At 70.0% G+C, this 11,967-nt stretch carries 12 protein-coding genes, 2 pseudogenes and 1 riboswitch; of the genes and pseudogenes, 3 read left to right on the top strand and 11 right to left on the bottom strand.

All coding sequences use genetic code 11. The features are described from left to right. Both V7793_RS24495 and V7793_RS24500 read right to left on the bottom strand, forming a co-directional pair. Positions 1–420 (bottom strand): annotated as a pseudogene (locus V7793_RS24495) (NYN domain-containing protein); the annotation flags it as partial. 19 nt (positions 421–439) lie between these two features. Beyond that, positions 440–679: a hypothetical protein gene (locus V7793_RS24500; protein WP_106676643.1), complete on the bottom strand. Its 240-nt coding sequence runs from the start codon at positions 677–679 to the stop codon at positions 440–442. A 152-nt stretch (positions 680–831) separates the two neighbouring features. On the opposite strand from V7793_RS24500, the gene V7793_RS24505 reads away from it, so the two are divergent. Together V7793_RS24505 and V7793_RS24510 are read left to right on the top strand one after the other, a co-directional pair. Then, positions 832–1,581: a rhomboid family intramembrane serine protease gene (locus V7793_RS24505; protein WP_336009977.1), complete on the top strand. Its 750-nt coding sequence runs from the start codon at positions 832–834 to the stop codon at positions 1,579–1,581. Positions 1,582–1,590: 9 nt separating this feature from the next. Further along, positions 1,591–1,872 (top strand): Lrp/AsnC family transcriptional regulator, encoded by a 282-nt coding sequence (locus tag V7793_RS24510; RefSeq protein ID WP_168090983.1) that lies wholly within the window; start codon positions 1,591–1,593, stop codon positions 1,870–1,872. 170 nt (positions 1,873–2,042) lie between these two features. Here the strand turns inward: V7793_RS24510 and V7793_RS24515 are convergent, their stop codons facing one another. The 6 genes from V7793_RS24515 to ctaE form a co-directional block, all read right to left on the bottom strand. After that, on the bottom strand, positions 2,043–3,401 hold the full coding sequence (locus tag V7793_RS24515) for an aminotransferase class V-fold PLP-dependent enzyme (protein WP_336009980.1): 1,359 nt from the start codon (positions 3,399–3,401) through the stop codon (positions 2,043–2,045). 148 nt (positions 3,402–3,549) lie between these two features. Then, positions 3,550–3,666: riboswitch (SAM riboswitch) on the bottom strand. A gap of 89 nt (positions 3,667–3,755) precedes the next feature. Further along, entirely contained in the window at positions 3,756–4,820 is a 1,065-nt protein-coding gene (gene trpD, locus V7793_RS24520) for an anthranilate phosphoribosyltransferase (RefSeq protein WP_336009981.1), read from the bottom strand. A gap of 163 nt (positions 4,821–4,983) precedes the next feature. Continuing rightward, the gene (gene qcrB / locus V7793_RS24525) at positions 4,984–6,633 is read right to left on the bottom strand and encodes a cytochrome bc1 complex cytochrome b subunit (protein ID WP_336009983.1); all 1,650 of its coding nucleotides are present in this window, start codon (positions 6,631–6,633) and stop codon (positions 4,984–4,986) included. Beyond that, entirely contained in the window at positions 6,630–7,685 is a 1,056-nt protein-coding gene (gene qcrA / locus V7793_RS24530; protein WP_336009985.1) for a cytochrome bc1 complex Rieske iron-sulfur subunit, read from the bottom strand. The genes qcrB and qcrA overlap by 4 nt, the downstream gene beginning before the upstream one ends. Further along, positions 7,682–8,491 (bottom strand): cytochrome bc1 complex diheme cytochrome c subunit, encoded by an 810-nt coding sequence (gene qcrC, locus V7793_RS24535; protein ID WP_336009988.1) that lies wholly within the window; start codon positions 8,489–8,491, stop codon positions 7,682–7,684. Before qcrC ends, qcrA begins: the two co-directional genes overlap by 4 nt. Positions 8,492–8,558: 67 nt before the next feature. Then, complete coding sequence (gene ctaE / locus V7793_RS24540) at positions 8,559–9,179, bottom strand: aa3-type cytochrome oxidase subunit III (protein WP_336009989.1); 621 nt, start codon at positions 9,177–9,179, stop codon at positions 8,559–8,561. A 237-nt stretch (positions 9,180–9,416) separates the two neighbouring features. Here ctaE and V7793_RS24545 point away from each other — a divergent pair, with 237 nt between their 5' ends. Next, entirely contained in the window at positions 9,417–9,818 is a 402-nt protein-coding gene (locus V7793_RS24545) for a hypothetical protein (RefSeq protein WP_336009991.1), read from the top strand. Between the two features lie 18 nt (positions 9,819–9,836). Here the strand turns inward: V7793_RS24545 and V7793_RS24550 are convergent, their stop codons facing one another. The 3 genes and pseudogenes from V7793_RS24550 to V7793_RS24560 form a co-directional block, all read right to left on the bottom strand. Then, on the bottom strand, positions 9,837–11,093 hold the full coding sequence (locus V7793_RS24550) for a L,D-transpeptidase (RefSeq protein ID WP_336009994.1): 1,257 nt from the start codon (positions 11,091–11,093) through the stop codon (positions 9,837–9,839). 119 nt (positions 11,094–11,212) lie between these two features. Further along, positions 11,213–11,611, bottom strand: coding sequence for a cytochrome c oxidase subunit 4 (locus V7793_RS24555; protein WP_336009995.1), 399 nt, complete (start codon positions 11,609–11,611; stop codon positions 11,213–11,215). Beyond that, positions 11,608–11,967 (bottom strand): annotated as a pseudogene (locus tag V7793_RS24560) (cytochrome ubiquinol oxidase subunit I); the annotation flags it as partial. The gene V7793_RS24555 and the pseudogene V7793_RS24560, both read right to left, overlap by 4 nt.

Raw genomic sequence — 11,967 nt, forward strand, 5'->3', positions numbered from 1 at the left:
GGCCGCCGTCACGAGCTTGACCCAGCCCGTGGGCCGCAGCACGTAGGCCATCGCGGCCACGTCCTCCGGATCGGCGGCCGCCGGCGGCGAACCCGCGTCCAGCGCCTCGGCGAGCTCGGAGCCCGTCTCGCGCAGCCGGGCCGAGATGCGCTGACGGAACGCGGGGTCGTTCTCCACCGCCGCCGCCATCGCGTTGCCCGCGAACTTGGCCCGCCGGCTCGGTGTGAACCGGGCGTACTGCCGCAGCGCCGCAGGGAGTTCGGCCACGGTCAGGCCGCCGAACGCCTCCGCCACCAGGCCGATGACCCGGCGCCGCACGCCTTCCGGCAACGGACGGTCGAGCACCTCGGCAGCGCCGTCGGTCCCACCGGTGTCACCAGGTCCACCGGCCGCCTCCGCGCCACCCGTGTGCTCCACCACCGCTCACCGCTCCCGTTCTTCAGGCCTTCGCGCCCGGCCGGTCCACCAGCTCGACCTGGTCGACCGCGTTGCACCAGCGGCAACGCACGGACTCGATCGTCTCACTGACCACCTCGCGTTCCTCCACGCTCGGCTCGCCGGAGAGGTCGAGATGGACGAATTCCACGGCTTTGGTCGTACGCGTCACATCGAACCGGGTGAGATTGCCGCACAGAGCGCAGCGCCACCGGGTCCCGGCTGTCGGCTGGGGAACGCCCATCGTGTCGTCCGTCCTCATCAAGTCCATCGAACTGCGGGTGTGCTTCCCGTAACCCTACGGCCTGATGGTCATGCGGCGCGGAGTGCGGGCCCGCTTCACCGGCCCGGCGAGGCACTCTGTGCGCTTTGCTGCCGGTACGTCATGATCTGCTCATGTTGGGAAAGGACGGGAAGGCAGCCGGGACGGCGGCGCACGGGGGCCACGACGGGATCCCCCCGCCGGTCCCCCTGGTCACCTACGCCCTCATCGGCGCCTGCTGCGCGGTGTTCCTCCTGGGCCCCGCGGCGGAGCTCACCGCACCCCTGGCCGGCCACGGCAGCGGCAGCAACCTCCTCGCCGCCCAGAGCGCCTACTTCGAGCGCTGGGGCGTGGTGCCCGAGAAGCTCTGGCACGGGCCGCCGGCGGAGCTGATCACCCCGCTCACCGCGCTCTTCGTGCACGGCAACTGGCTGCATCTGCTCGGGAACATGCTCTTCCTCTACGTCTTCGGCGCCATGGCCGAAAACCGGATGGGACGCGGCCCCTTCGTCCTCTTCTACCTCGCCGCCGGGGTGCTCGCCCTGCTCGGCTACGCGGCCGCGCACGCCGCCTCCGACCGCACGCTCGTCGGCGCCTCCGGCGCGATCTCCGGGGTCCTCGGAGCCTTCCTCTACCTCTTCCCCCGGGCCCGCGTCACCAGTCTCTTCCCGTTCCTCTTCTTCCTGCCGCTGCGGTTCCCCGCCTGGGCCGTGCTGCTCTTCTGGTTCGCCCTGCAGTGGGTGGCCGCCCGCGCGGCCGGCGACCGCCCCGGCGTCGCCTACCTCGCCCACGTCGTGGGCTTCGCGCTGGGCTTCCTGTACGCGTGGGCGAGGTACGGCCGTGCGACTAGAGTGAAGGCGGGGCTGCCCCCCGACCCCCGATAGGAGCCCGCAGTGATCACTTCGATCGTGCTGATCAAGACCGACGTCGACCGGATCCCCGAGATCGCCGAGCAGATCGCCGCGATCGAGGGCGTGAGCGAGGTGTACTCGGTGACGGGTGCGCACGATCTGATCGCCATGGTGCGGGTGGCCCGGCACGACGACCTCGCGGACGTCATCCCGGGCAGGATCAGCAAGGTCCCGGGCGTCGCCTCGACGGAGACGCACATCGCGTTCCGCACGTACTCCCAGCACGACCTGGAGGCGGCGTTCGCGATCGGACTGGACGCGTAGCGCCTGACGGCGCGTAGCGGGCTCCACGGTTGCGCCGGGCACGGCACCGCCGCCCGGCCGGCAGACCCTCTTGCCGCAGGCACATCACTTCCGCCGCAGCGGCGATCAGCCACGACGGGCTTGCCCGGCGGTGCCGGGCCGGGCGCAACCCGTGGATCCGGCAGGCGCCGTCAGGCGGGGACGCAGCGTCCGCCCTCGGTCCGGTAGGACCACTTCGCTCCGTGGCGGACGAGTTCGGCCACCGCCGTCACGAAGCGCTCCACGTGCTCGTCCGGCGTGCCGGCGCCGAAGCTGACGCGGATCGCGTTCAGGGGCGCACCCTCGTCGGGCGCACCGCACTCCCCCTCGGCGGAGGAGTCCGCGCCCACCAGCGTCCGCACCAGCGGGTGCGCGCAGAAGAGGCCGTCGCGGACGCCGATGCCGTACTCCGCGGAGAGCGCCGCCGCGAAGTGCGAGCTGTTCCAGCCGTCGACGGTGAAGGACAGGACGCCCACGCTCGGGGCGCCGGGCCCGAAGAGCGAGAGCACCCGCACCCCCGGCACCGCCGCCAGCCCCTCCCGCACCACGGTGATCAGCTGCCGCTCCCGCTCCGCGAGCCGGTCGAAGCCGGCCTCGGTGAGCGCCTTGCACGCGGACGCGATGGCGTAGGCCCCGATGACGTTGGGCGAGCCGGCCTCGTGCCGGGCGACCCCGTCGTGCCAGTCGACCTCCACCTCGCCGGAGGCGCCCCGGGCGACGCGCCGGCTCGCGCCCCCGCCCGCCAGGTAGGGCTCGGCGTCCCGGAGCCAGTCCGCCCGGCCGGCCAGCACGCCGGCGCCGAAGGGCGCGTACAGCTTGTGCCCGGAGAAGGCGACCCAGTCGGCGTCCAGTTCCGCGATGTCCACCCGCTGGTGGGGGACGAGCTGGGCCGCGTCCACGACGATCCGCGCGCCGTGGGCGTGCGCGGCGGCGGCCAGCTCCCGTACGGGCCACAGCTCACCGGTCACGTTGGACGCACCGGTCACGCACACCAGCGCGGGCCCGTAGGGCTCGCGGGCCGCGAGCGCCTGCTCGAGCGTCTCGACCGCCTGCCCGGGGGTGCGGGGCGCGTCGAGGTAGGTCACCTCGACGTCCGCGCGCCGCTCCCAGGGCAGCAGCGCCGCGTGGTGCTCGGTCTCGAAGACGAACACGCGCGTCCCGGCGGGGAGTACGGCCGCGAGCAGGTTGAGCGAGTCGGTGGTCGACCGGGTGAAGAGGACCTGGTCGCCGTCCCGGCAGCCGAGGAACGCGGCGACGTCCGCCCGGCTGTTCTCGAACAGCTCCGTCGACAGCTGCGAGAGGTAGCCCGCGCCGCGGTGCACGCTGCCGTAGTAGGGCGCGTACGCCGCCACGTCGTCCCACACCCGCTGCAGGGCGGGGGCGCTGGCCGCGTAGTCCAGCGCGGCGTAGGTCACCTCTCCGCCGGTCACCAGCGGGACCCGGACATCACACCCGAGAACGGGCAGGGGGGTGCAAACGGACCGGTCGGAGGCAAGGGTGGGGACAGACATGGCGAACTCCCGTAAAAAGGCAGGCGAATTCCACCGCGCGACGGGCGCGGGAAAGGGAAGGGGGTGCGGGAAAAGGGGCTCTTCGAGCCCTAACGCATTCGCTGAACCACGGAAGGAACTCCCTCGACAACCAGGATCCCTGGCGAGGGACCCGCGCTTGCCGCAGACCTCGCTGCCTGCGACCTGGTCATCACCCGGGGCACCCCGCCACGGAAGGAGGGTTGCCGGACAGCGGGCCGGGGCCGTGTCGCTGTCACTCGTGACCTTGGCGGAGAGTATGGCACAGCTGATCGCCGGCCGGGAAGGGGCGTCCGGATCACGGACGCCCCTTCACCGCACCACTCCTTCGCAGCGCTACGCGTTGCTCGCCAGCGCCCACCGGTCGAGCACCCGCCGGGCCGCCCCGGAGTCGATGGACTCCGCAGCCCGCACCAGCCCGCCCCGGATCTGCTCCGCCAGCGGCTCCTCCGTCGGCGCCAACGCCACCAGCGCCGCGGCCGAGTTGAGGAGCACGGCGTCCCGCACCGGCCCCGGCTCGCCCGCGAGCAGACGCCGCGCGACATCGGCGTTGTAGGACGCGTCGCCACCCCGCAGCGCCTCCACCGGCACCAGGCCGATCCCCACGTCCCGCGGGTCGAAAGACTCCTCGCGGACCCGTCCGCCGGAGACCACCCACACCTTCGACGTGGCGGTCGTGGTCAGCTCGTCGAGACCGTCGTCGCCGCGGAAGACCAGCGCCGAGGAGCCGCGCTCGGCGAGCACCCCGGCGAGGATCGGGGCCATCCGGGCGTCCGCGACGCCCGTGGCCTGGGCCCGTACCTTCGCGGGGTTGGTCAGCGGGCCGAGCACGTTGAAGACGGTCCGGATGCCGAGCTCGCGCCGGGCCGCGGCCACGTGCCGCAGCGCCGGGTGGAACTTCACCGCGAAGCAGAGGGTGATGCCGGCCTCCTCGGCCACCTCCACCACCCGCTGCGGGCCGAGGTCGAGGTTCACGCCCAGCTTCTCCAGCACGTCCGAGGCGCCGCTGGCCGAGGACGCCGCCCGGTTGCCGTGCTTGACGACCTTCACGCCGGTGCCGGCGACGACGATCGAGGACATGGTGGAGATATTGACGGTCTTGGCGCCGTCGCCGCCGGTGCCGACGATGTCCACGCTGGGGCCGGGGACCTCGATCAGCCGGGCGTGCTCGTACATCGTGCGCACCAGGCCGGAGATCTCGGCGACCGTCTCGCCCTTGGCGCGCAGGGCGACCAGGAAGCCCGCGATCTGCGCGCCGGTGGCCTCGCCGCGCATGATCCGGTCCATGGCCCAGGCGGCGTCGTCGACGGTGAGGTCACGGCCGGCGAGCAGGGCGTCCAGGAGACCCGGCCAGGAGGGGGCCACCGCGCTGTCGCCGCCTGCCGGGGTCACAACGTTCATGGTCCACGCTCCTGGTGGTCGGTCCGGAGAGCCGGGTTCGTCCCGGGGTCTGCCCGCCCAGCCTATCCACCCCCGGAGACAGCGAAGAGCCCCGTCCATGCGCTGGACGGGGCTCTCGCTGTGGCGATCAGCGATCAGGGTGGATCAGAGGCGATCCGGGGGATCAGTGGTGGCCGTGGCCGCTCGTGATCTCCTCGTACTCCTCCACGGTGGCCTTGGGGATCTGGGTCCCCTCGCCGTAGAAGCCCTTCGAGAGCTTCACCCGGAGACGCTGGCCGGCGCCGGCCTTGCGGGCCACGCCGTTCTCGTCGTACTCCGGCTCCAGCTCGAGCGGCTGCGGCTGGTGGTGCGCCGTGAGGGTGTGCATCTGCTCCTGCGAGAGCGGCTCGTGGACCTCGACGAACTCACCGTGCGGCAGGCGCTTGATGATGCCGGACTCGCGTCCGTGCAGCACCTTGTCCCTGTCGCGGCGCTGCAGGCCCATGCAGATCCGGCGGGTGGCGATGAACACCAGGACCGGGATCACGAAGAAGCCGATGCGGACGAACCAGGTGATGGCGTTGATCGACAGGTGGAAGTGGGTGGCCCACAGGTCGTTTCCACCACCGACCAGCATCACGAAGTACGCGGCGATCCAGGCGGCACCGAACGCGGTGCGCGTCGGGGCGTTGCGCGGGCGGTCCAGCAGGTGGTGCTCGCGCTTGTCACCGGTGACCCAGGACTCGATGAACGGCCAGACCGCGATCGCACCGAGCACCAGCGGGAAGATGACCAGCGGGATGAACACGCCCAGGACGAGCGTGTGGCCCCACAGGTTGATCTCCCAGCCCGGCATGACACGGATCAGACCCTCGGCGAAGCCCATGTACCAGTCGGGCTGGGCGCCGGTGGACACCTGGTCCGGGCGGTACGGGCCGATGGCCCAGATCGGGTTGATCGAGGCGATCGCCGCGATGGCCGCGATGATGCCGAAGACCAGGAAGAAGAAGCCACCGGCCTTGGCCATGTAGACCGGCATCAGCGGGAGGCCGACGACGTTCTTGTTGGTCCGGCCCGGGCCGGGGAACTGCGTGTGCTTGTGGTAGATCACCAGGATCAGGTGGGCCACCAGCAGACCGAGCATGATGCCCGGCAGCAGCAGGACGTGGATGGAGAAGAACCGCGGCACGAAGTCCGAGCCGGGGAACTCGCCGCCGAAGAGGAACATCGAGATGTACGTGCCGACGATCGGCACGGACAGGATCGCGCCCTCCATGAAGCGGACACCGGTGCCGGAGAGCAGGTCGTCCGGGAGCGAGTAACCGGTGAAGCCGGTGAACATGCCGAGGACGAACAGCAGGAAGCCGAACAGCCAGTTGACCTCACGCGGCTTGCGGAACGCACCGGTGAAGAACACGCGCATCATGTGCACGAACATGCCCGCGAGGAAGATCAGCGCGGCCCAGTGGTGGATCTGCCGGATGAGCAGACCGCCACGGACGTCGAAGCTGATGTCGAGGGTCGACTTGAACGCCTCGGACATGTGCATGCCCTGCATGGGCACGTACGAGCCGTGGTAGACGACCTCGTTCATGCTCGGGTGGAAGAACAGCGTCAGATACACACCCGTGAGGATGATGATCACGAAGCTGTAGAGGCAGACCTCACCCAGCATGAAGGACCAGTGGTCCGGGAAGATCTTCCGCATGTTGGCCTTGGCCAGGGTGTAGATACCCAGACGGCCGTCGGCCCAGTCGGCGACCCGCTCGCCTGCGGGCGCCTTGCGGCGGCCCGGCGCGGCAGCGCCGGATTGGTTCGTAGTCGTAGTGCTCATCCGCGCTCCCAGTAGGCAGGACCGACGGGCTCGGCGAAGTCGCCCATGGCCTCAAGGTAGCCCTTGTCGTTGACCTTGATCCGCAGCTGCGGAAGGGCGTGGCCGGCCGGGCCGAAGATCACGCGTCCGCCGTCGGAAAGGTCGAAGGTGGACTGGTGGCAGGGGCACAGCACGTGGTGCGTCTGCTGCTCGTAGAGGCTGATCGGGCAGCCGACGTGGGTGCAGATCTTGGAGAACGCGACGATGCCGTCGGCGGACCAGTCGAGCTCGCGCTTGTCCTTGATGTTCTCCGGGCGGAGCCGGACGATCATCAGGGCGGCCTTGGCGATCTCCTTCTGGAAGTCGTGGTCCTCCTCCTTCATGCCCTCGGGCATGGCGAAGGTGAGGGAGCCGACCTGGATGTCCTCGGGACGCAGCGGCTGCAGCGTGTTCTGGTTGATCAGCATCTTGCCCTCGGACCAGGCGGTCTTCCGGAGCTTGGTGCCCGGAAGCGGTCCGAGGTCGCGCAGCAGCACCACGCCGGAGAGCGGCACCAGGGCCAGCGCGCCGAACATGGTGTTGCGGATCAGCTTGCGGCGGCCGAAGGCCGACTCCTCTGCGCCCAGCTTGAAGTCGGCCATGACCTTGGCCTTGACGTCGGGCTCGGCGGCGATGGCGTGCCGCTCGTCGGCGACCTCCACGTCCGACATCAGGGTGCGGGCCCAGTGGACCGCGCCCGCGCCGATGCAGAACAGCGCCACCGCGAGGGTCATGCCCAGCGCGAAGTTCAGGGCGCTGATGTGACCGATCGGGAAGACGTAGATGCTCTTGTCGACCGGGAGGGTCACGTAGGAGGCGATGAAGCCGACCGTGGCCAGCATCGAGAGCAGGAACAGGAAGGCGACCACGCGCTCGGAGCGCTTGGCGGCCTGCTCGTCGATGTCCTGGATGCGGGGCTCGTGCGGCGGGAGGCCGGGGTCGGCGAACGGGTCGCCGGCCGTCTTCGTCACGGCGCCGCCGTGCGCGTCCTGCGTGCTCGGCAGGTTCTCTTCTGGAATGTCTTGGCTACTCATGACTTCTTGGCCTTAGCGGTGTGGGCCGCGACCCAGATGGCTACTGCGATCAGCGCGCCCAGTCCGAAGATCCACGCGAACAGACCCTCGCTGACGGGGCCGAGCCCGCCCAGCTCGAGGCCGCCCGGGCTCTCCGACTTGCTGCTGTTGACCGTGTCGAGGTACGCGATGATGTCCTTCTTGTTCTTCTCCGTCATCGTCGTGTCGGGGAAGGAAGGCATGTTCTGCGGGCCGGTCTGCATGGCCTCGTAGATGTGCTTGGGGTTGACGTCCTCAAGCGTGGGGGCGTACTTGCCGTTGGAAAGCGCGCCGCCCTTACCGGTGAAGTTGTGGCACTGGGCGCAGTTGGTGCGGAAGAGCTCCCCGCCCTTCGCGATGTCCGCGCCGTCCGGGCTGTACTGATCCTTGGTCGGGATCGCAGGGCCGGCACCCAGCGAAGCGATGTACGCGGCGAGCTGGTCGATCTCGGCCTGCGAGTAGATCGCCTTCTTGCGGGGGGCCTGGGCACCCTGCTGCTGGAGCGGCATGCGGCCGGTGGCGACCTGGAAGTCGACGGCCGCGGCGCCGACGCCGACGAGGCTCGGGCCGTCGGTGGTGCCCTGACCGCCGGTGCCGTGGCAGCTTGCGCAGCCCACGGCATAGAGCTTCTTGCCCTCCTCGATGGCGAGGGACTGGGCGGTTTCATCGGCCTTGGCCGTGTCCGCCGGCGCGAACGCGGCGTACAGCCCCCCAGTTACCGCCAGCGCGAAGAGTAGGACGACGACCGCCGCCAGCGGATGGCGTCGTCGTGCGGAGAGCTTTTTCACGGATTACCCCGGTGTCAGGATCTTCTGCGTCGATCTGGACTGTTGGTCCGGTGCGGGACGGGACCGATTACTTGATCAAGTAGATCGTGGCGAAGAGGCCGATCCACACCACGTCGACGAAGTGCCAGTAGTAGGACACGACGATGGCCGCCGTCGCCTGGTGGTGGGTGAACCTCTTGGCCGCGTACGTCCTGCCCAGGACCAGCAGGAAGGCGATCAGACCGCCCGTCACGTGCAGGCCGTGGAAGCCGGTCGTCAGGTAGAACACCGAGCCGTACGGGTCGGAGGAGAGCGAGAGGCCCTCGTGCTTGACCAGCTCGGTGTACTCGAAGACCTGGCCGCCGATGAAGATGGCACCCATCACGAAGGTGATCACGAACCACGTGCGCAGCTTCTTCACGTCGCCGCGCTCGGCGGCGAAGACGCCGAGCTGGCAGGTGAGGGAGGAGAGCACCAGGATCGTGGTGTTGGTCGCCGAGAACGGCAGGTTCAGCGCGGACGCCTTTTCCGACCAGAACTCGGTACCCGTCACCGATCGCAGGGTGAAGTACATCGCGAAGAGGGCCGCGAAGAACATCAGCTCGGAACTCAACCAGATGATGGTTCCGACGCTGGTGAGGTTCGGTCGATTGACCGACGGGTGTGCGTGCCCGGTATCTGTTGCTGTTGCAGTCGCCACGACCGACATTATGTCGGTCGCTTATCTCGTGCTCACTCCGGGGGGTGCCGTTCGGTGTGTCAAGAGCATGTGCGCTGCTCGTACGGCCCAGTGCCCGGGTCCCCCAAAGGGGGGAACCGGACGTTCCGGGACACCTCGCGGGCCTGACGGACCCTCCTCCGGACGGGTGTTCGCGGAGTAGAGTCCGGCCATCGATCAGCTCCACGTCAGATCCACAGCTGTGCCGAACACAAGCCTGGAGGAACGATGCAGCCGACGGCCACCGTGCTGGTCTACAGCGACAACGCGGACACCCGCGAGCAGGTCCGGCTGGCCGCCGGGCGCCGGCCCGCCCCCGACGTGCCGCCGGTCATGTACGTGGAGTGCGCGACACTCCCGGGCGTGCTCACGGCCCTGGAGGAGCACCACGTGGACGTGTGCGTCCTGGACGGCGAGACGGCGCCCGCGGGCGGCATGGGGGTGTGCCGGCAGCTGAAGGACGAGGTGTTCCGCTGCCCGCCCGTGCTGCTGCTCATGGGCCGCCCGCAGGACGCCTGGCTGGCCACCTGGAGCCGAGCGGACGCCGCCGTGACGCACCCGCTGGACCCGGGGGCCTTCGCCAACGCCCTGGCAGGCCTGCTGCGCGCCCGGAAGGCCGTGGACGCCTGAGGGGGCGCCCGGGGGCGGCTAGAGCTCGGGGCGCAGGCGGGCCGCGTCGGCAGGGCTGCTCCCCTCGGCCTTCCCGGTCTTCCCTCCGACGAGGGCACTGCCCTTGCGCCATTCGTCCCAGGCCATGTTCCAGTCGCCGAAGCCGTTGTCGAACGGGGTCATGGTCGCGCCGGCGCTGCCCACGACCTTGACGATGTCGCCGACGTGCACGGTGTCGAAGAACCACTTGGCGTTGGCGGTGCTCATGCCGGTGCAGCCGTGGCTGACGTTCTCCGCGCCCTGGGATCCCTCGGACCAGGGCGCGGCGTGCACGTACTCACCGCTCCAGGTGACCCGGGTGGCCCAGTGGACGGGCAGGTCGTAGGAGTCCGCGCTGCCCTCGGCGATGCCGATGCTGGTGCCGCGCATGCGTACGAAGGATTCCCGGCCCAGGATCACCTTGACCCCGTTGCGGGTGGCGTAGCCGGGCTTGCCGGTGGTCACCGGGATGGACCGGACCTCCTTGCCGCTCACGAACACGGTCATGCTGTGCGCGCTCGCGTCGGTGACGGCCTCGATGCGGTCGCCCGTCGTCATCCGCACGGCCCTGGAGGGGCCTCCGTAGAGGCCGCCGCCGACCTTGATGCCGTCGAGGTTGGCGTGCACGTCGACGGTGGTGTGGGCGGGCCAGTACTCCTTCGGGCGGTAGTGCAGGGTGCGGTTGTCCACCCAGTGCCAGGCACCCTCCACGGCGGGCCGGGACTCGACGCGGAAGGTGCGCTCGACGATCGCGCGGGCGGCCGGGTCCTGGACGGGGGTGCTCAGCTCGGCGGTGATGGGCTGTCCCACGCCGTAGGTGCCGCTCTGCGGGCCGAAACTGACGCGCAGGAGGCGGTCGGCCGGGTTGGTGTCGAAGCCGATCGTGCGGCGCCCCTGGGAGCCGTTCTCGTCCTCCGTGGTGACGCGCACGGTGTAGTGGGCGCCGGCGGCGAGGGCGCCGGTGCTGTGCCAGCGGGAGCCGTCGGGGCTGAGTTCGCCCTTGACGTAGCGACCCGCCGCGTCCGTCGCCGTGACGTCCGTGATCCGGTCCTCGCCCCTGGCCACCACCTCGAGGGGCTTGCTGGGGTCCGCCTTCTGCCCGTCGCGGGCACTGGTGAGCTCGACCTGGCCGCTGGCGTCGTAGGGCTTGTCGGCCAGCGGGTTGGACGAGCCGCCGCAGGCGGTGACCCCCACCACCAGCGCGGTCAGCAGCACCGCCCCGGTGAGCGCCAGACGGTGTCGACGTGACTGGGTCATGGTCACACCGTAGGAAGGATCGGGACCTCCGGCCTGCCGGGTGACTGCAAACGGGTGGAAATGCACCGGGCCCCGCACACCGGATGGTGTGCGGGGCCCGGGACGGCAACGGCCGTTCGCTACTGGTTCTGGTTCTCGCCTCGGTAGAACTCGAACACCCAGCCGAAGAGGCCGACCGCGATGACCGGGGCCGAGAAGTACATCAGCCACCAGCCGAAGCAGATGCTCATGAAGGCCAGGGCGCCACCGATCGCCAGGGAGAGCGGCTGCCAGCTGTGCGGGGCGAAGAAGCCCAGCTCGCCGGCGTCGTCGGCGACGTCCGCCTCCTTGTTGTCACCGGCACCGGTGTCCACCCGGCGCGCGGTGAACGCCAGGTAGTAGCCGATCATGATGCTCAGGCCGAACGACATGAACAGCGCCGTCGTGCCCACCGGCTCCTTCGACCACACGCCGTAGACGATCGCCATGGCGAGGATGAAGACGGCGAGCCAGATGAACATCTTGCCCTGGATCTTCACTTGCCGGCCTCCTTGCCACCCGCGAGGGCCTTCTCAGCCGCGAGGTTCTCTTCGAGCTCCAGGGCCGCGATCTCCGGGTGGTGCAGGTCGAACGCCGGGGATTCGGAGCGGATGCGCGGCAGCGTGAGGAAGTTGTGCCGCGGCGGCGGGCAGGAGGTCGCCCACTCCAGCGAGCGGCCGTAGCCCCACGGGTCGTCGACCTCGACCTTCTTGCCGTACTTGGCGGTCTTCCAGACGTTGTACATGAACGGCAGGATCGACAGGCCCAGCAGGAAGGAGCTGATGGTCGAGATGGTGTTCAGCGTGGTGAAGCCGTCGGCGGCGAGGTAGTCCGCGTAACGGCGCGGCATGCCCTC

The organism is Streptomyces sp. KLMMK (genome assembly GCF_036961605.1).
Lineage (GTDB): Bacteria > Actinomycetota > Actinomycetes > Streptomycetales > Streptomycetaceae > Streptomyces > Streptomyces telluris.

What these genes read in the sequence shown, in the direction of transcription:
- V7793_RS24500 (WP_106676643.1), bottom strand. Translation starts at nt 679, where the DNA reads ATGGGCGTTCCCCAGCCGACAGCCGGGACCCGGTGGCGCTGCGCTCTG.
- V7793_RS24505 (WP_336009977.1), top strand. Translation starts at nt 832, where the DNA reads ATGTTGGGAAAGGACGGGAAGGCAGCCGGGACGGCGGCGCACGGGGGC.
- V7793_RS24515 (WP_336009980.1), bottom strand. Translation starts at nt 3,401, where the DNA reads ATGTCTGTCCCCACCCTTGCCTCCGACCGGTCCGTTTGCACCCCCCTG.
- trpD (WP_336009981.1), bottom strand. Translation starts at nt 4,820, where the DNA reads ATGAACGTTGTGACCCCGGCAGGCGGCGACAGCGCGGTGGCCCCCTCC.
- qcrB (WP_336009983.1), bottom strand. Translation starts at nt 6,633, where the DNA reads ATGAGCACTACGACTACGAACCAATCCGGCGCTGCCGCGCCGGGCCGC.
- qcrA (WP_336009985.1), bottom strand. Translation starts at nt 7,685, where the DNA reads ATGAGTAGCCAAGACATTCCAGAAGAGAACCTGCCGAGCACGCAGGAC.
- ctaE (WP_336009989.1), bottom strand. Translation starts at nt 9,179, where the DNA reads ATGTCGGTCGTGGCGACTGCAACAGCAACAGATACCGGGCACGCACAC.
- V7793_RS24545 (WP_336009991.1), top strand. Translation starts at nt 9,417, where the DNA reads ATGCAGCCGACGGCCACCGTGCTGGTCTACAGCGACAACGCGGACACC.
- V7793_RS24550 (WP_336009994.1), bottom strand. Translation starts at nt 11,093, where the DNA reads ATGACCCAGTCACGTCGACACCGTCTGGCGCTCACCGGGGCGGTGCTG.